The sequence below is a fragment of the Streptococcus sp. 544 genome (assembly GCF_013277385.1).
Taxonomy (GTDB): domain Bacteria; phylum Bacillota; class Bacilli; order Lactobacillales; family Streptococcaceae; genus Streptococcus; species Streptococcus mitis_BA.
The window spans coordinates 45883-63102 of the sequence record NZ_VMMU01000002.1; the positions used below are offsets into that span (position 1 = coordinate 45883).

Sequence of the window (17220 nt, forward strand, 5' to 3'; positions counted from 1 at the left end):
TTGAGCAACCTGCGGCTCGCTTACTAGTTTGTTCTTCGATTTTCATTGAGTATAACAGATAAGAAAGAGAATGGATAAGAACGTGCAGGAACCAGTGAAATTATTTCAATACAATACCCTTGGAGCCTTGATGGCAGGCCTTTATGGTGGTACTATGACAGTAGGAGAATTGCTAGAACATGGTGACCTTGGTTTGGGAACCTTGGATTCCATTGATGGAGAATTGATTGTCTTAGATGGCAAGGCATATCAAGCTAAGGGATCAGGAGATCAGCCAGAAATTGTAGAAGTGTCACCAGATGCCCTTATTCCTTACGCAGCAGTGGTACCGCATCAGGCAGAGGTCATTTTCCGCCAGCGCTTTGAGATGACAGACAAGGAATTGGAAGAGCGAATCGAGTCTTATTATGACGGGGAAAATCTTTTCCGCTCTATCAAGATTCGGGGGGAATTTTCGCATATGCATGTGCGCATGATTCCTAAGTCGACACCAGATACCAAGTTTGCTGATGTCGCAACCCATCAACCTGAATATAGTCGTGACAATGTGGCAGGAACCATTGTTGGTTTCTGGACGCCTGAGATTTTCCATGGGGTCAGTGTGGCAGGCTACCATCTGCACTTCATTTCAGATGATTTGACCTTCGGTGGGCATGTCATGGACTTTGTCATCAAGGAAGGGATTATCGAGGTGGGAGCTGTTGACCAATTGGATCAACGTTTCCCGGTCCAAGATCGTCAATACTTGTTTGCTAAGTTCAATGTTGACGAGATGAAAAAAGATATTGAAAAGGCGGAATAGGAGAAGAAAATGACCATTCATATTATCATTACCATGGTGCTGTTGCTAGCTTTTCTGTTTGGGAGCATTTGGTATGCCAAAAAGAAATACCAGATTAATCTAGCTGTCTTGGGCTTGGGTGCCGTTGCTTTCTTTGTCTCTACACAGATTTTAGAAAAACTGGTGCATATCTTGGTTTTACATCCTCAAAAAGATGGTAGTATTGCCCTCTTGCAAGACCATCCGCTTGTCTATATCATCTATGGCCTCGCCATGGCAGCATTTTTTGAGGAAACAGCTCGTCTTGTTTTCTTCAAATGGTTGGAGAAAAAGAGAAGTTTGGAAAAGGCAGATGCCTTGGCTTATGGGTTAGGTCATGGTGGCTTGGAGTTGATTTTCCTAGGTCTTACTAGTTTGCTTAATCTCTACTTCGTTCTCTCAGCAGTTCAAACGCAGGATCCACAGGTCATGAAATTACTGTCTGAAAATATGTTGAAAACTATCCAGTCGCTATCAGTCTGGCAGATTTATTTGCTTGGTTTTGAGAGAATCTTGGCGCTAGGTTTCCAATTACTCTTGACTGTTTGGGTTTACCAAGCTGTTCGCCAGAAGAAATGGATTTATCTCCTAGCGGCCTATGGACTACATGCCTTCTTTGACCTGGCACCATCTCTTGTCCAAGTTGGCTGGTTGACCAATCCAGTCTTGGTTGAAGTTGTCCTAGCACTTGAACTTGTTCTGGTTGCCTATGGAACCAAGGCTATCTTTTGTAAAAAATCATAATAAAAGGGGGAAACCTCTTTTTCTTATGCAAAATCCAAACAAGGTCTTTTTATGGTCGTCAAATGTCTCTAAAAATGGTATAATGGAATGAATTTTGTAAAAGGAAGAGTGACATGTCTGTAAGAGAAAAAATGCTTGAAATCTTAGAAGGAATTGATATCCGTTTTAAGGAACCCTTGCATAGCTATAGTTATACAAAAGTAGGTGGAGAGGCCGATTATTTGGTCTTTCCACGAAATCGTTTTGAGTTGGCTCGCGTTGTTAAATTTGCCAATCAAGAAAATATTCCTTGGATGGTTCTTGGAAATGCCAGCAACATTATCGTTCGTGATGGTGGGATTCGTGGATTTGTTATCTTGTGTGACAAGCTCAATAATGTTTCAGTTGATGGCTATACCATTGAAGCAGAAGCTGGTGCTAACTTGATTGAAACAACTCGCATTGCGCTTCGTCATAGTTTGACTGGCTTTGAGTTTGCTTGTGGCATTCCAGGAAGCGTTGGCGGTGCTGTCTTTATGAATGCGGGTGCCTATGGTGGCGAGATTGCCCACATCTTGCAGTCTTGTAAGGTCTTGACTAAGGATGGGGAAATCGAGACCCTGTCTGCCAAGGACTTGGCTTTTGGTTACCGCCATTCAGCTATTCAGGAGTCTGGTGCAGTTGTCTTGTCAGCTAAATTTGCCCTAGCCCCAGGAACCCATCAGGTTATCAAGCAGGAAATGGACCGCTTGACGCACCTACGTGAACTCAAGCAACCTTTGGAATACCCATCTTGTGGCTCGGTCTTTAAGCGTCCAGTCGGGCATTTTGCAGGTCAGTTAATTTCAGAAGCTGGCTTGAAAGGCTATCGTATTGGTGGCGTAGAAGTGTCTGAAAAGCACGCAGGATTTATGATCAATGTCGCTGATGGAACGGCTAAAGACTATGAAGATTTAATTGAGTCTGTGATTGAAAAAGTCAAGGAACACTCTGGTATCACGCTTGAAAGAGAAGTCCGTATTTTAGGTGAAAACAAGTAAGAAGCTGTATTTGAAAAGCTGCTGCTATGTCATGGAAAGGGGGTGAAAGCCTATCGTTAGTGCAGAAGAATGTAGGCAGTTCAATCTCCTACACGAGGTAGTGGCGGCCTGACAGAGCCCTGATCTGTTAATCTATGAAAAAGAAGGAATAAATGACAATTGAAAAAACCAATTATTGAATTCAAAAACGTCTCTAAGGTTTTTGAAGACAGCAACACCAAGGTTCTCAAAGACATCAACTTTGAGTTGGAAGAAGGGAAATTCTATACCCTTCTAGGCGCATCTGGTTCAGGGAAATCAACTATCCTAAACATCATTGCAGGTTTGCTAGATGCGACGACTGGAGATATTTTACTGGACGGTGTTCGTATCAACGACATCCCAACCAACAAGCGAGACGTCCATACCGTTTTCCAATCTTATGCCTTGTTTCCACATATGAATGTGTTTGAAAATGTTGCTTTTCCACTTCGCTTGCGTAAGATTGACAAGAAAGAAATCGAGAAACGCGTAGCGGAAGTTCTCAAGATGGTTCAGTTGGAAGGTTACGAAAAACGTTCCATTCGTAAACTATCTGGAGGACAACGTCAGCGTGTAGCTATTGCCCGTGCCATCATCAACCAACCTCGTGTGGTTTTGTTGGACGAGCCTCTGTCAGCGCTGGATTTGAAATTGCGAACAGACATGCAGTACGAACTGCGTGAACTACAACAACGATTGGGCATTACCTTTGTCTTTGTTACACACGATCAGGAAGAAGCCCTTGCCATGAGTGACTGGATTTTTGTCATAAATGATGGCGAGATTGTCCAGTCTGGAACGCCTGTAGACATCTACGATGAGCCAATTAACCATTTTGTTGCTACCTTTATCGGTGAGTCAAATATCTTGCCAGGTACCATGATTGAGGACTACTTGGTTGAGTTTAACGGCAAACGCTTTGAAGCGGTCGATGGTGGGATGAAGCCAAATGAACCAGTCGAGGTTGTCATTCGTCCAGAGGACTTGCGGATTACCCTTCCTGAAGAAGGCAAGCTCCAAGTTAAGGTCGATACTCAACTTTTCCGTGGGGTGCATTATGAGATTATCGCCTATGACGAACTCGGAAATGAATGGATGATCCACTCAACTCGTAAGGCCATCGTTGGTGAGGAAATCGGTCTGGACTTTGAACCAGAAGACATCCACATCATGCGTCTCAACGAAACAGAAGAAGAATTCGATGCTCGTATCGAAGAATACGTGGAAATCGAAGAGCAAGAAGCAGGTCTGATCAATGCAATCGAGGAGGAAAGAGATGAAGAAAACAAGCTCTAAACTCTTTGTAGTGCCTTATATGCTTTGGATTGCCCTCTTTGTACTCGCACCCTTGGTCTTGATTTTTGGACAATCCTTTTTCAACATCGAAGGCCAGTTCAGTTTAGAAAACTATAAATCTTACTTTGCGTCACAAAACTTGACCTATCTCAAAATGAGCTTCAACTCTGTGCTCTATGCAGGGATTGTGACCTTTGTAACCCTACTTATCAGCTATCCAACAGCCCTCTTTTTAACCCGTCTCAAGCATCGTCAACTCTGGCTCATGCTGATTATTCTGCCTACCTGGATCAACCTTCTTCTTAAGGCCTATGCCTTTATCGGAATTTTTGGTCAAAATGGCTCTATTAACCAATTTTTGGAATTTATCGGAATCGGTTCACAGCAGTTGCTCTTTACCGATTTCTCCTTTATCTTTGTCGCAAGCTATATCGAGCTTCCCTTTATGATTTTGCCCATTTTCAATGTCTTGGATGATATGGATAACAACCTCATCAATGCCAGCTACGACCTCGGTGCGACTAAGTGGGAGACCTTCCGCCATGTCATCTTCCCTCTATCGATGAATGGGGTGCGAAGTGGGGTTCAATCGGTTTTTATTCCCAGTTTGAGTCTTTTCATGCTGACCCGTTTGATTGGTGGGAACCGCGTTATCACCTTGGGGACAGCCATTGAGCAGAACTTCCTAACCAATGACAACTACGGTATGGGTTCAACCATCGGTGTGATTCTCATCTTGACCATGTTCATCACCATGTGGGTGACCAAGGAAAGGAGAGAACGATGAAAAAATTTGCTAACCTTTATCTGGGACTGGTCTTTCTTGTCCTCTATCTTCCCATTTTTTACCTGATTGGCTATGCCTTTAATGCAGGTAACGACATGAATAGCTTTACAGGCTTTAGTTTGAGCCATTTTAAAACCATGTTTGGCGATGGTCGTCTCATGTTGATTGTGACTCAGACCTTTTTCTTGGCCTTTCTGTCAGCCTTGATTGCGACCATTATCGGGACTTTCGGTGCTATTTACATCTACCAGTCTCGTAAGAAATACCAAGAAGCCTTTCTTTCACTCAATAATATCCTCATGGTTGCGCCTGACGTTATGATTGGTGCCAGCTTCTTGATTCTCTTTACCCAACTCAAGTTTTCACTTGGCTTTTTGACCGTTCTATCTAGTCACGTGGCCTTCTCCATTCCTATCGTGGTCTTGATGGTCTTGCCTCGACTCAAGGAAATGAATGGGGACATGATTCATGCGGCTTATGACCTTGGTGCCAGTCAATTTCAGATGTTCAAGGAAATCATGCTTCCTTACCTGACACCGTCTATCATTGCAGGTTATTTCATGGCCTTCACCTATTCGCTAGATGACTTTGCTGTGACCTTCTTTGTAACGGGAAATGGCTTTTCAACCCTGTCAGTCGAGATTTACTCTCGTGCTCGCAAGGGGATTTCCTTAGAAATCAATGCCCTGTCTGCCCTTGTCTTTCTCTTTAGTATTATCCTAGTGGTTGGATATTACTTTATCTCACGTGAGAAGGAGGAGCAAGCATGAAAAAACTCTATTCATTTTTAGCAGGAATTGTAGCCATTATCCTCGTCTTATGGGGAATTGCGACTCATCTAGATAGTAAAATCAATAGTCGAGATAGTCAAAAACTGGTCATTTACAACTGGGGTGACTATATCGATCCAGAACTCTTGGAGAAATTCACAGAAGAAACAGGAATCCAAGTCCAGTATGAGACCTTTGATTCCAACGAAGCCATGTATACCAAGATCAAGCAGGGTGGAACGACCTACGATATTGCCATTCCTAGTGAATACATGATTAACAAGATGAAGGATGAAGACCTCTTGGTACCGCTTGACTATTCAAAACTTGAAGGTCTTGAAAATATCGGACCAGAGTTCCTCAACCAGTCCTTTGACCCAGGCAATAAATTCTCCATCCCTTACTTCTGGGGTACCTTAGGAATTGTTTACAATGAAACCATGGTAGATGAGGCGCCTGAGCATTGGGATGACCTCTGGAAGCCAGAGTATAAGAACTCTATCATGCTCTTTGATGGGGCACGTGAGGTACTGGGACTAGGACTCAATTCGCTAGGCTACAGCCTCAACTCCAAGGATACCCAGCAGTTGGAAGAGACAGTGGACAAGCTTTACAAGCTCACTCCAAATATCAAGGCTATCGTTGCTGACGAGATGAAGGGCTACATGATTCAGAACAATGCTGCTATCGGCGTGACCTTCTCTGGTGAAGCCAGCCAAATGCTAGAAAAAAACGAAAATCTACGCTATGTGGTTCCGACTGAGGCCAGCAACCTTTGGTTTGACAATATGGTCATTCCCAAAACAGTCAAAAACCAAGATGCAGCCTATGCCTTTATCAATTTTATGTTGAAACCTGAAAATGCTCTCAAAAATGCAGAGTATGTTGGCTATTCAACACCAAACCTACCAGCTAAGGAATTGCTCCCAGAGGAGAAAAAAGAAGACAAAGCCTTCTATCCAGACGCTGAAACCATGAAACACCTAGAAGTTTATGAGAAATTTGACCATAAATGGACAGGCAAATATAGCGACCTCTTCCTACAATTTAAAATGTATCGGAAGTAGGAGTAGAATGTAAGAAAACGAATCAGTTAAGCTGGTTCGTTTTTTAATAGAAGGCAATTTTTGTAACTGTATGTTTTTCTATGATAGTTGCTTGCCTAGTAGTATACTAAGCTTAACCTTACAGAAAGCGGTAACAAATAATGAAAATGTCTACTTTTTTCAAAAAAAGTTTCTGGCCAACCTTTTTGACTGTTCAGCAAACATATATACTATTTTATCTAAAGGATGGTTTGGATCGACAATACCTAACAACTGAGTCTATATATTTGGTGATAGGAAACTTTATATTTGCAAATATTTGCGTAGCTATATTTAGCAATTCGAAAACTTGGGATAAAAGTTGGGATAAAAAGAGTGATAGTAGTAAGAAAAAATATATTCTGAAAAAGTAATCTGAGATGTAGAGAATTGCTCTGATTCAACGAAGATGATTTCCAGTTGACGCAAGCTTAAAAAAACGTTATAATAAGAAAGTTGAGAATTGATTTTCTCTTGTCTTAGTCCAGAGAAATGGCGGTGCTGCAAGCCATCTAAGCTAGGAAATCATGCTACTCAATTTAACAATTGCATAAGAATAAGAGAATGACAAGTTCATTGAATGAAGGTGGTACCGCGGTTTTTCGCCCTTCGTGATATGAGCTTGTCTTTTGATTTTTGGAGGTGTTGATGAAAACATTTCTTGTCAAACAAAAGTTTCGTCTTGGAGGCGAACGCTTCGCTATCAAGGACGACAGGGGAGAAATCGCCTATCAGGTGGAGGGATCATTTTTTAAGATTCCCAAAACTTTTACCATCTATGATGCGGCTGGTGAACAGGTTAGTCAAATCAGTAAAGAAATCTTGACCTTGCTTCCTCGTTTTGAGATTCAGCTTCGGGATGGCTCGAGTTTTGTCATTCGGAAGAAGTTGACCGTCTGGCGAGATAAGTATGAGTTTGATAATTTAGGTCTTCGTATCGAGGGCAATATCTGGGATTTGAATTTCAAATTGCTGGATGATCGCGATCAGTTGATTGCAGAAATTAAAAAGGAACTCTTCCATCTGACCTCTACCTATAACGTAACAGTCCTTGAGGACGCTTATGCAGACCTAGTCATTTCTCTCTGTGTCGCGATTGACTATGTGGAAATGCTGGAAAGCCAATCACATTAAACAAGTAAATAAGGAGACAATATGAAACAACTATCTAGTGCACAAGTACGCCAAATGTGGCTTGACTTCTGGGCGACCAAAGGTCACTCTGTAGAACCATCAGTAAGTTTGGTTCCTGTAAATGACCCAACTCTTTTGTGGATTAACTCTGGGGTAGCAACTCTTAAGAAATACTTTGATGGGACTATTATCCCAGAAAATCCACGTATTACCAATGCGCAAAAGGCTATCCGTACCAACGACATCGAAAACGTAGGGAAGACTGCACGTCACCATACCATGTTTGAAATGTTGGGGAACTTCTCTATCGGTGATTACTTCCGTGACGAAGCGATCACTTGGGCTTATGAGCTTTTGACAAGCCCTGAGTGGTTTGACTTCCCAGCTGAAAAACTTTACATGACTTACTATCCAGCTGATAAAGATTCATACAACCGCTGGATTGAAGTGGGAGTGGATCCAAGTCACTTGATTCCAATTGAGGACAACTTCTGGGAAATCGGTGCGGGACCTTCTGGACCAGATACAGAAATCTTCTTTGACCGTGGGGAAGCCTTTGACCCAGAAAATATCGGTCTTCGCCTGCTTGCAGAAGATATTGAAAACGACCGTTATATCGAAATCTGGAACATCGTTTTATCACAATTTAACGCAGACCCTGCTGTTCCTCGTAGCGAATACAAGGAATTGCCACACAAGAACATTGATACGGGAGCTGGTTTGGAGCGTTTGGTGGCCGTTATCCAAGGGGCTAAGACCAACTTTGAAACAGACCTCTTCATGCCAATCATTCGTGAAGTAGAGAAATTGTCTGGTAAGGTCTATGACCAAGATGGCGACAACATGAACTTCAAGGTCATCGCAGACCACATTCGTTCTTTGTCATTTGCCATCGGTGATGGTGCCCTTCCAGGAAATGAAGGTCGTGGTTATGTCCTTCGTCGTCTCCTTCGTCGTGCGTCTATGCATGGTCAAAAATTGGGTATCAACGAGCCTTTCCTTTACAAACTCGTTCCAACCGTTGGAAAAATCATGGAAAGCTACTACCCAGAAGTGCTTGAAAAACGTGACTTTATCGAAAAAATCGTTAAGAGCGAGGAAGAGTCATTTGCCCGTACCCTTCACTCAGGTCAACACTTTGCCCAAGGAATCGTAGCAGACTTGAAAGAAAAAGGTCAATCTGTCATTGCTGGTTCAGATGTCTTCAAACTCTATGATACTTATGGGTTCCCAGTTGAATTGACTGAAGAAATCGCTGAAGAAGCTGGTATGACTGTAGACCGTGAAGGTTTTGAAGCAGCCATGAAAGAACAGCAAGAACGCGCGCGTGCGTCAGCTGTCAAGGGTGGTTCAATGGGTATGCAAAATGAAACCCTCCAAAACATCACTGTAGAAAGTGTCTTCAACTACAATGCTAGCCAATTGTCTTCTAAATTGGTAGCTATCGTGGCTGACAATGCAGAAGTAGAAGCTGTATCTGAAGGAACTGCCTCTCTTATCTTTGCGGAAACTCCATTCTACGCTGAGATGGGTGGACAGGTGGCTGACCACGGACAAATCTTGGATGAGTCAGGTAAGGTCGTGGCTACTGTGACTAATGTTCAAAAAGCACCAAACGGACAAGCTCTTCACACTGTTGAAGTCCTTGCACTGCTTGCCTTGAACCAAGAATATACCTTGGCAATTGATACAAATCGTCGTCACCGTGTTATGAAAAACCACACTGCGACTCACTTGCTTCACGCTGCTCTTCACAATATCCTTGGAAATCATGCGACACAAGCAGGATCTCTTAACGAAGTTGAATTCCTTCGCTTTGACTTTACCCACTTCCAAGCAGTAACTGCAGAAGAATTGCGTGCTATTGAACAGCAAGTCAATGAAAAAATCTGGGAAGCACTTGAAGTGAAGACAGTTGAAACAGATATTGACACTGCCAAGGAAATGGGAGCGATGGCCCTCTTTGGTGAGAAATACGGCAAGGAAGTCCGTGTTGTTACAATCGGTGACTACTCTATCGAGCTTTGTGGTGGTACCCACGTTGGCAACACTTCTGAAATTGGTCTCTTCAAGATAGTCAAAGAAGAAGGTATCGGATCAGGAACTCGCCGTATTTTAGCAGTGACTGGTAAGGAAGCCTTTGAAGCCTATCGTGAACAAGAAGACGCACTTAAAGCTGTCGCAGCAACCTTGAAAGCACCTCAAGTCAAGGAAGTACCTCATAAAGTAGAAGGACTTCAAGAACAACTTCGTCAATTGCAAAAAGAAAATGCTGAGTTGAAAGAAAAAGCCGCAGCTGCAGCTGCAGGCGACATCTTCAAGGATGTTAAGGAAGTCAACGGTCACCGTTACATTGCTAGTCAAGTGTCTGTATCAGATGCCGGTGCTCTTCGTACTTTTGCGGATAACTGGAAACAAAAAGACTACTCTGATCTTCTTGTCCTAGTTGCCGCTATCGGTGACAAAGTCAATGTCCTTGTAGCAAGCAAGACAAAAGACCTTCATGCAGGAAACCTTGTCAAAGAATTAGCACCAATCGTCGATGGACGTGGTGGTGGTAAACCAGACATGGCCATGGCAGGGGGAAGCAACCAAGCTAAGATCCAAGAATTGTTGGATGCAGTAGCAGGTAAATTGTAATCAAGTAAAGATCTATCCATTTGGGTAGGTCTTTTTGTGAATGCAAAAAAGCCAAATCCGTTTGGACCTGGCTTGATTATTATGCACTATTAGATTGTATTGGCTGCCCAGACACTTACGGATCTAGCTGAGACTGGGAATTGTCCATAACCTTCCTCATCGATTGTAACTTGATCTTGGTGGTTTCCAAGTAAATCTATGAAAGTTTGGTTAGCCCATTCTTGGCCGACAAACATTGATTTGCTGTTTTCTTGGTCATTTGAGATAAGGACTGCGATTGGGGATTGATGTTCAGCACCTGAACGTACCCAACCGATACAGTTAGGATCATCAAAGTAGTCATTTTGTTCTCCATAGGCCAAATCTTTTCGGATGGCTAGGAGGCGGTCAAGGACCTCTTTGAAATCTTGTTGAGCATATTGTCCTGAAATCCCATAGTAGTCTCCGTAAAAGACACATGGAAGGCCATTTTGGCGTAACAGAATGAGGGCATAGGCTGCTGGTTTAAACCATTCTTCAACGGTAGACTCAAGAGCCTGACCTCGTTGTGTATCGTGGTTGTCGACAAAAGTCACAGCCTTGTCAGGCTTGAGTTCAACCAGGCTATCTGTGAAAATACCACGAAGGTCATAGTTGGAACCTGCTCGGCTAGCATCAAAGAGATTCTGGTGGAGACGAACATCGACAAGGTCAAAGCGTTCTTCCGTTTTTTCAAGATAGTCCAGATTGGCTTCCTTGTCTGGATTCCAAAATTCACCAAAAACATAGAAATCCTCACCGTATTTTTCCTTCATATCGCGGATAAAATTGCTCATGAAGAAAGAGTCAATGTGCTTAACGGCATCCAAACGGAAACCAGCAATACCAGTCGTCTCCATGAACCAGTCAGTCCAGTCATAGATATTTTTGATAACTTCAGGATGCTTAAAGTCTAGGTCGGCATACATGAGGTAGTCGTAGTTACCATTTTCGTTATCGACCAATTCCTCATTTGCCCAGCCCTTGTTGTCCCCTTGGATGAGATAAATCCCAGACTTACGGCGTTTTGCATCATAGTCAGTACCTGTGAAGTGGTACCAGTGCCAGTGGAAGTCATTGTAGGTATCGTGGCGACCATCGAAGGTAAAGCTAGTCCAGCCATTGATGGTGAAAGGTTCTCCAAGTTCGACTGTACGGTCTACAGGATCCACTTCGATGACCTGAAAGGCTTCCATGTGATCAGCCGCCGCCTTGTGATTGAGCACCACATCGGCCATAGGTTGAATTCCCTGTGCTTTTAGGGCTTGAATGGCTTGAAGATAGTCTTCTTTGAAACCATACTTGGTACGGACTGTCCCTTTTTGGTTGAACTCTCCTAGGTCGAATAAGTCATAGACCCCATAGCCTACATCTTTTTCATTGGTAGCCTTGAAAGCTGGTGGCATCCAGACATGGCTGATACCGAGATTAGCTAGGTGTGGAGCATCTTCAGCCAGACGCGTCCAGTGCTGACCGTCGTGGGGCAGATACCATTCAAAGTATTGCATGAGTGTTTGATTTTGCATGATGTTTCCTCTTACTTGTCAATCTTGTTCTTTATTCTATCATAAAGTATCTCTTGGCGCAAACGTTTGCGTAAGAATAGAAGGAAACTATTGTATCTACTTAAAATAAAGTGTTGATTTTTTTGTATCAAAGTGCTAGTATAATAGTATGTAATATAGATAAAGATAGGAGTCATCCCATGATTGAATTTCAAAATGTTAGTAAGTTGTATGGTGATAAAGAGGCTTTGAGCAATCTCAATTTGCAGATTGAAAATGGGGAGATTATGGGCTTGATTGGCCATAACGGTGCTGGAAAATCGACTACCATAAAATCCCTAGTCAGTATCATTTCGCCCAGCAGTGGTCGTATTTTGGTAGATGGTCAGGATTTATCGGAAAATCGCTTGGCTATTAAACGAAAGATTGGCTACGTTGCAGACTCGCCTGACTTATTTTTACGCTTAACGGCCAATGAATTTTGGGAATTGATTGCCTCATCCTATGATTTGAGCAGCTCTGACTTGGAGGCTAGTCTAGCTAGGCTATTGAACGTTTTTGATTTTGCTGAAAACTGCTATCAGGTTATTGAAACCCTTTCTCACGGAATGCGTCAGAAAGTCTTTGTCATCGGAGCACTCTTGTCCGATCCCGATATTTGGGTCTTGGACGAACCCTTGACAGGTTTGGATCCCCAGGCTGCCTTTGATTTGAAGCAAATGATGAAGGAGCATGCGCAAAAAGGCAAGACAGTCTTGTTTTCAACCCATGTCCTAGAGGTGGCAGAGCAAGTCTGTGATCGGATTGCCATTTTGAAAAAGGGGCATTTGATTTATTGTGGTAGCGTAGAGGACTTGAGAAAAGACCACCCAAACCAGTCTTTAGAAAGTATCTATCTTAGCCTTGCTGGTAGAAAAGAGGAGGTTTCAGATGCGTCTCAAGGTCATTAAAAAATTAGTTGATATCAATATCCTCTATTCATCTCAAGAAGCTAATCTGGCTAACCTACGAAAGAAGCAAGCTAAGAATCCTGAGAAAAAAGTAAATGTTTCCGCTAGAGTCCTAAGTTCTTACATTTTTTCTAGTCTCTTGATGCTTTTCATGTTTATAAATATAGCCTTTCGTTTTCCTTTTGAGGAAATACCAAGTTTTTTTAGTAGCATGGTTGCTATTTTACTGGTGCTTGCCTTTTCAACTTCTTTCACTGCATTTTACAATGTCTTTTATGAGAGTAAGGACTTGGCATCGTATAGGCCCTATGCCTTTAAAGAATCAGAGATTATAATTGCTAAAGGACTGTCTGTTCTCTTGCCAGCTCTAGCTGGAATTGTACCAATCCTAGCTTATTTTCTAGTCCTCTATATTAGGCTAGCTCCTTCTCTTTGGCTGGGCTTGCCTTTGATGCTGCTGTCCTTGGCCTTATTATTTGTCTCTGTTACTTTAGTGATGGTAGTGGCAGTACATTTCTTGGCTCAGACTAGGGTCTTCAGAAAGTATCAGTCTATTTTTTCGAATGTGATGATTGGGATAGGAGTTCTCATACCTTTAATATTTGTCCTCTTTCTACAGTCGACTTTTGGAAGTATTGTTGACAAAGTTAGAGACATTCCATTTCTCCTTTATCCTCTTCATATCTTTTACAAAATAGCAGTGGAGCCTTTTTCGACAGAAGCCATACTGGGTCTGCTCGCTTGGATAACTCTAACTGTCTTCTTACTTTACCTGACCAAAAAGAAGGTTCTTCCTCATTTTTATGACGTGATTCTGCTTAACAGTGAGGAGAAGGTCAAGAAAGAACGTCGCAGTAAGGAGAGAATTTCAACTACTAAAAAAGGATTTTTCCGTATGGTTTTACGCTACCACCTCACCCTCTTGGGACAGGGGACTGGCGTGATTACAGTGCTTTTTACAAGTGCTTTCCTTCCTTATCTCATGATGATTGGTCTGATTTCCAAAATCCGAGATTCTCAGATAGTTCCAGACATTCATCCTCCATACTGGTTACCCTTGTTTTTTGTAGGAGTGTTTATAGCAGTTGTCAATAACAATATCACCAGCCTGCATTCAATTGCCTTGTCCTTGGAGAGAGAAAATGTTGATTTTCTTAAGAGTTTACCCTTTGACTTTGCTCGTTATGTGAAAGTGAAATTTTGGATTATATTTGCTGTCCAGTCCTTTTTACCAGTCCTGACTTTACTTGGTCTTTCTCTATATCTAGGCTTGCCCATCCTTTCGATGATTTACCTTATTGTGGCCTGGATCTTTGCAAGTGTCATCCTTTCTTGCCACCATTACCTTAAGGACGTTAAAAATCTGTCAACCAATTGGAGTAACATTACGGACCTGGTGAACCGTTCAAATCGTATAGTAGCAATAGTTTTACTCTTAATTTATAGTGTTATCTTAATGGCCCTTGTAATAGGGAGCTTATTCTTGGTTCGGTCTCTCTCCCCTATCCTTGCCATTAGCTTGGGAGTAGGAGCTCTTATCCTCTTGCTTGGTCTTGCTATTTTTGGCTATCATTACTACCTGTCACGCATATTGGCAGAAATAGAAAAAAGATGAGATAGTTGGTCGCTTGCTTGATAAATTTAATTCGACAAACGCTTTTATAGTTTGTTAGAATGTAGTTGTAAATGATTAAGATTGGTAATCAAAAATATATAGGGAGGAATGTTTTGAATAAGAAATATAATCTAGTTCTATTATTGTTGTTTATAGTTTATTTATTGGGATATTTTTCAATTTCAAAAACGTTCATTCCTATAATGTGTGTGATCCAAGTATTTTTGATAGAACATATATTTAAAGTTCGAAATAGAATGATGCAAATAGGTGAAATTTTAATTATTGTTGCTTCTATAATATTATTTATTGATAGTATATTTAGTTTGTAACAAAAGGCTTTTCTATAAAATCAAATTTTCCAGATACCTGCTGAAGCTGATTTATATCCTAATATTTCTTCTACTATCTTCGTCACTAAACTTGACAGACATATATTGCAGGTACAACCTCTCTACCTACAATCTTACAGGTTAGTTTCTTAGTTTGTTATTTGATTTTCATTGAATTTTATTTTATAAAAAGAAATGCTCCTCCACGATGGAAGAGCATCTTTTATTGTGATTTTGATTCGGTTTCGGCCGACTCGGGATGGAGTTCTTGGTAACTTGGTGCCTTGAAAAGGTCAGTACTGGTCTTACCTTGTCGTTGGCTAAAGAGACTGTTTGATTGACTACCTTTTTCCTGCTCAATCTTTTGAAGAATTGGTAAAGAATTGAGGTAAGAAATACTTTCAGTATCAACTTTTCCAAGATGATCTTTTTGGTAAAAACGTATCAAATCGCCAGTTTGAATCTGGTCGCTGATTTTCAGCTGTTGACTGGCTGCCTGTCGAACGCTTTCCAGTTCGGTCTGAGCTTGTTCATCAAGATTGCTGATTTCAAGACCGCTTTCAGTATAGTAGGTTCGTCCGTCGTAGTTGGTATATTTTGGTGTGACGAAGGAATTGGCAGTTCGAAAGGCAACGATTTCTTGGTGGTCTGGTGATAGGAGGTCTTGGCCGACTTGAAGGAAGGAATTGGACTCAATACCAAGGAGGTGTTCGAGAGTTGGTAAGATATCGATTTGTCCACCGTAGGTATTGATGATTTGTCCTTTTTCATAGCCAGGCATGACCACCATAAAAGGCACTCGTTGCAACATGGCATTGTCGTAATTCGACCAGTTCTCAGAAGTCTTGCCAATCAAGGGTGCCAGCTCAGGATTGCGGGAGTTGGAAATCCCATAATGGTCTCCGTAGATGACGATGATGGATTTTTCATAGAGGCCACTTTCTTTGAGATAGTCAAAGAAGGCCTTGATAGCACTGTCCAGATAGTTAGCTGTTTGGAAGTAGCCATTGATGGTTTCATCTTTGGTTTTAGCCAAGGGGAAACCAAGCTCATCGCCTGTCAGATTGCTAGCATAGGGATAGTGATTGGACACCGTGATATACTTAGCATAAAAAGGTTGCTGTAAATGCTCCAGATACTGAATAGAATCTTTCATCATGATTTTATCATTTAAACCATATTGGAAAGAGTTGCTACTGTCTTGCTTGGTGAAGTAGGAAGCATCAAAGAAGTATTGGTAGCCCCATTGCTTGTAGGTCGTATTTCGGTTCCAGAAGGTCCCGATATTGCCGTGAAAGACAGCACTTGATTGGTAGCCGTTTTTTGATAGGATAAAAGGCGCAGCTTGCTGGGTATTGGTACCTCCATAGTTGACCATGAAGGAACCTTGGTCAAGTCCAAACAAACCAGTTTCCAGCATGGTTTCCGCATCTGAGGTCTTCCCAGCCTTGACTTGGTTAAAGATATTCGAAAAGGCTAGGGTTGATTGCGAATGGTAGAGGGAGTTGAGGAAGGGAGTGACTTCATGCTCAGTTCCATCTATGTTGAGTTTATAGTCAAGCAGGAACTGCTGGAAGCTCTCCAAGTGGAGATAAATCACATTTTTCCCTTTGGCTAAGCCGAAATAGTCTGGATTGGGCTTAGCCGAATGTTCTTGAATATAATCTGTAATAGGTTGAAGGTCGGTCTCAGAGGCCTTAGCACGTTCTTTGTTGGCGCTATAGGATTGATTGGCACTATAACCTAAAAAGGCGGGCAAACTAAGGGCACGAACAATATAATAATTAGAAAATCCTCGCGACAGGAGATCGGGACGCTCAATTTCAGCCAAGAAAAGATTAGCAGAAAAGAGCAGGGCTGAGAGTGCAGTGATAGCAACACTTGAGCGGAATTTGAAAGGTCTCCTATCCAGCTGGATGAATTTTTTATAGAAAAGGAAAGCCAGCAATGGGAAATCCATAAAATAGATGAAATCCCAAAAGCGCAGTAACTCTAGTTCTGCAGTACCAACAGACACCTTGCTGACCACCTTCATGGTATTAGCCGTGATAAAGTCGCTAAATTCTCGATAGTAAAAGACATTGGAATAAAGCCAAATGAATAAAAGGCTATAAATAGCTATACTCAGGCCATAAAAAATCTTGGTTGAGCGAGCATAGAGGGCTAGAGCCAGCAGGAGTAGCCCCAAAGGAAGGGGATTGAAAAAGGCGATAAAGGCAAGGTAATTTCCCTGCAACTTGCCCACTTGAATATCTAAATTAAAGTCAACGGCATAGGCTAATAAGGTTTTGAGCCAATAGAGGATTAAAAGGGTTAGGACAAAACCCAGTCTGGTACCCATGGCTTTTTGGATTTTGTTAAAATTGCTTTTCACACATTTACTTCCTAATTTTTTATTAGTATTAGTATACCATTTTTTAAAAGAAGAGTAAAAAAGCAAGGGTAGTTTCTTTTTTGAGAATTGGCTAAAAGTTTGATATAATG

Annotated in this window: 15 protein-coding genes; 13 read left to right on the top strand and 2 right to left on the bottom strand. The window is 41.9% G+C overall.

All coding sequences use genetic code 11. The features are described from left to right. Positions 1-70 precede the first annotated feature (70 nt). From budA to alaS, 10 genes are all read left to right on the top strand, one after another. Positions 71-802 (top strand): acetolactate decarboxylase, encoded by a 732-nt coding sequence (gene budA, locus HT728_RS01245; RefSeq protein ID WP_000360295.1) that lies wholly within the window; start codon positions 71-73, stop codon positions 800-802. Positions 803-811: 9 nt separating this feature from the next. Next, entirely contained in the window at positions 812-1564 is a 753-nt protein-coding gene (locus HT728_RS01250) for a YhfC family glutamic-type intramembrane protease (RefSeq protein WP_173233351.1), read from the top strand. A 113-nt stretch (positions 1565-1677) separates the two neighbouring features. Next, the gene (gene murB, locus HT728_RS01255) at positions 1678-2583 is read left to right on the top strand and encodes a UDP-N-acetylmuramate dehydrogenase (RefSeq protein WP_173233353.1); all 906 of its coding nucleotides are present in this window, start codon (positions 1678-1680) and stop codon (positions 2581-2583) included. Between the two features lie 159 nt (positions 2584-2742). Next, positions 2743-3900 carry an ABC transporter ATP-binding protein gene (locus HT728_RS01260; protein ID WP_173233355.1) on the top strand — a complete coding sequence of 386 codons (1158 nt, stop codon included), beginning with the start codon at positions 2743-2745 and terminating at the stop codon, positions 3898-3900. Then, entirely contained in the window at positions 3881-4687 is an 807-nt protein-coding gene (locus HT728_RS01265) for an ABC transporter permease (protein WP_000753801.1), read from the top strand. Before HT728_RS01260 ends, HT728_RS01265 begins: the two co-directional genes overlap by 20 nt. Continuing rightward, entirely contained in the window at positions 4684-5457 is a 774-nt protein-coding gene (locus HT728_RS01270; protein ID WP_000712740.1) for an ABC transporter permease subunit, read from the top strand. The genes HT728_RS01265 and HT728_RS01270 overlap by 4 nt, the downstream gene beginning before the upstream one ends. After that, the gene (locus tag HT728_RS01275; RefSeq protein ID WP_000737952.1) at positions 5454-6524 is read left to right on the top strand and encodes an ABC transporter substrate-binding protein; all 1071 of its coding nucleotides are present in this window, start codon (positions 5454-5456) and stop codon (positions 6522-6524) included. The genes HT728_RS01270 and HT728_RS01275 overlap by 4 nt, the downstream gene beginning before the upstream one ends. 140 nt (positions 6525-6664) lie before the next feature. Next, positions 6665-6916: a hypothetical protein gene (locus tag HT728_RS01280; protein ID WP_173233358.1), complete on the top strand. Its 252-nt coding sequence runs from the start codon at positions 6665-6667 to the stop codon at positions 6914-6916. A gap of 274 nt (positions 6917-7190) precedes the next feature. After that, positions 7191-7676: an LURP-one-related/scramblase family protein gene (locus HT728_RS01285; protein ID WP_173233360.1), complete on the top strand. Its 486-nt coding sequence runs from the start codon at positions 7191-7193 to the stop codon at positions 7674-7676. Between the two features lie 21 nt (positions 7677-7697). Next, complete coding sequence (gene alaS, locus HT728_RS01290; protein WP_112444107.1) at positions 7698-10316, top strand: alanine--tRNA ligase; 2619 nt, start codon at positions 7698-7700, stop codon at positions 10314-10316. An 89-nt stretch (positions 10317-10405) separates the two neighbouring features. On the opposite strand, the gene HT728_RS01295 is transcribed toward alaS, so the two are convergent. Next, a complete protein-coding gene (locus HT728_RS01295) occupies positions 10406-11860 on the bottom strand; it encodes an alpha-amylase (protein ID WP_112444103.1) in 1455 nt (484 codons plus the stop codon). Between the two features lie 179 nt (positions 11861-12039). Between HT728_RS01295 and HT728_RS01300 the strand changes: the two genes are divergently transcribed. The 3 genes from HT728_RS01300 (at position 12040) to HT728_RS10755 (ending at position 14736) form a co-directional block, all read left to right on the top strand. Next, a complete protein-coding gene (locus tag HT728_RS01300; protein WP_173214098.1) occupies positions 12040-12789 on the top strand; it encodes an ABC transporter ATP-binding protein in 750 nt (249 codons plus the stop codon). Then, positions 12770-14404: a hypothetical protein gene (locus HT728_RS01305; RefSeq protein ID WP_112444099.1), complete on the top strand. Its 1635-nt coding sequence runs from the start codon at positions 12770-12772 to the stop codon at positions 14402-14404. The genes HT728_RS01300 and HT728_RS01305 overlap by 20 nt, the downstream gene beginning before the upstream one ends. Before the next feature lie 71 nt (positions 14405-14475). Further along, entirely contained in the window at positions 14476-14736 is a 261-nt protein-coding gene (locus HT728_RS10755; protein ID WP_316043869.1) for a hypothetical protein, read from the top strand. 223 nt (positions 14737-14959) lie between these two features. Here the strand turns inward: HT728_RS10755 and HT728_RS01310 are convergent, their stop codons facing one another. After that, complete coding sequence (locus HT728_RS01310) at positions 14960-17077, bottom strand: LTA synthase family protein (RefSeq protein ID WP_173233425.1); 2118 nt, start codon at positions 17075-17077, stop codon at positions 14960-14962. Positions 17078-17220 lie beyond the last annotated feature (143 nt).

Coding starts and splice junctions, on each gene's coding strand:
- budA (WP_000360295.1), top strand. CDS start 71: ATGGATAAGAACGTGCAGGAACCAGTGAAATTATTTCAATACAATACC.
- HT728_RS01250 (WP_173233351.1), top strand. CDS start 812: ATGACCATTCATATTATCATTACCATGGTGCTGTTGCTAGCTTTTCTG.
- murB (WP_173233353.1), top strand. CDS start 1,678: ATGTCTGTAAGAGAAAAAATGCTTGAAATCTTAGAAGGAATTGATATC.
- HT728_RS01265 (WP_000753801.1), top strand. CDS start 3,881: ATGAAGAAAACAAGCTCTAAACTCTTTGTAGTGCCTTATATGCTTTGG.
- HT728_RS01270 (WP_000712740.1), top strand. CDS start 4,684: ATGAAAAAATTTGCTAACCTTTATCTGGGACTGGTCTTTCTTGTCCTC.
- HT728_RS01275 (WP_000737952.1), top strand. CDS start 5,454: ATGAAAAAACTCTATTCATTTTTAGCAGGAATTGTAGCCATTATCCTC.
- HT728_RS01280 (WP_173233358.1), top strand. CDS start 6,665: ATGAAAATGTCTACTTTTTTCAAAAAAAGTTTCTGGCCAACCTTTTTG.
- HT728_RS01285 (WP_173233360.1), top strand. CDS start 7,191: ATGAAAACATTTCTTGTCAAACAAAAGTTTCGTCTTGGAGGCGAACGC.
- alaS (WP_112444107.1), top strand. CDS start 7,698: ATGAAACAACTATCTAGTGCACAAGTACGCCAAATGTGGCTTGACTTC.
- HT728_RS01295 (WP_112444103.1), bottom strand. CDS start 11,860: ATGCAAAATCAAACACTCATGCAATACTTTGAATGGTATCTGCCCCAC.
- HT728_RS01300 (WP_173214098.1), top strand. CDS start 12,040: ATGATTGAATTTCAAAATGTTAGTAAGTTGTATGGTGATAAAGAGGCT.
- HT728_RS01305 (WP_112444099.1), top strand. CDS start 12,770: ATGCGTCTCAAGGTCATTAAAAAATTAGTTGATATCAATATCCTCTAT.
- HT728_RS10755 (WP_316043869.1), top strand. CDS start 14,476: ATGATTAAGATTGGTAATCAAAAATATATAGGGAGGAATGTTTTGAAT.
- HT728_RS01310 (WP_173233425.1), bottom strand. CDS start 17,077: ATGGGTACCAGACTGGGTTTTGTCCTAACCCTTTTAATCCTCTATTGG.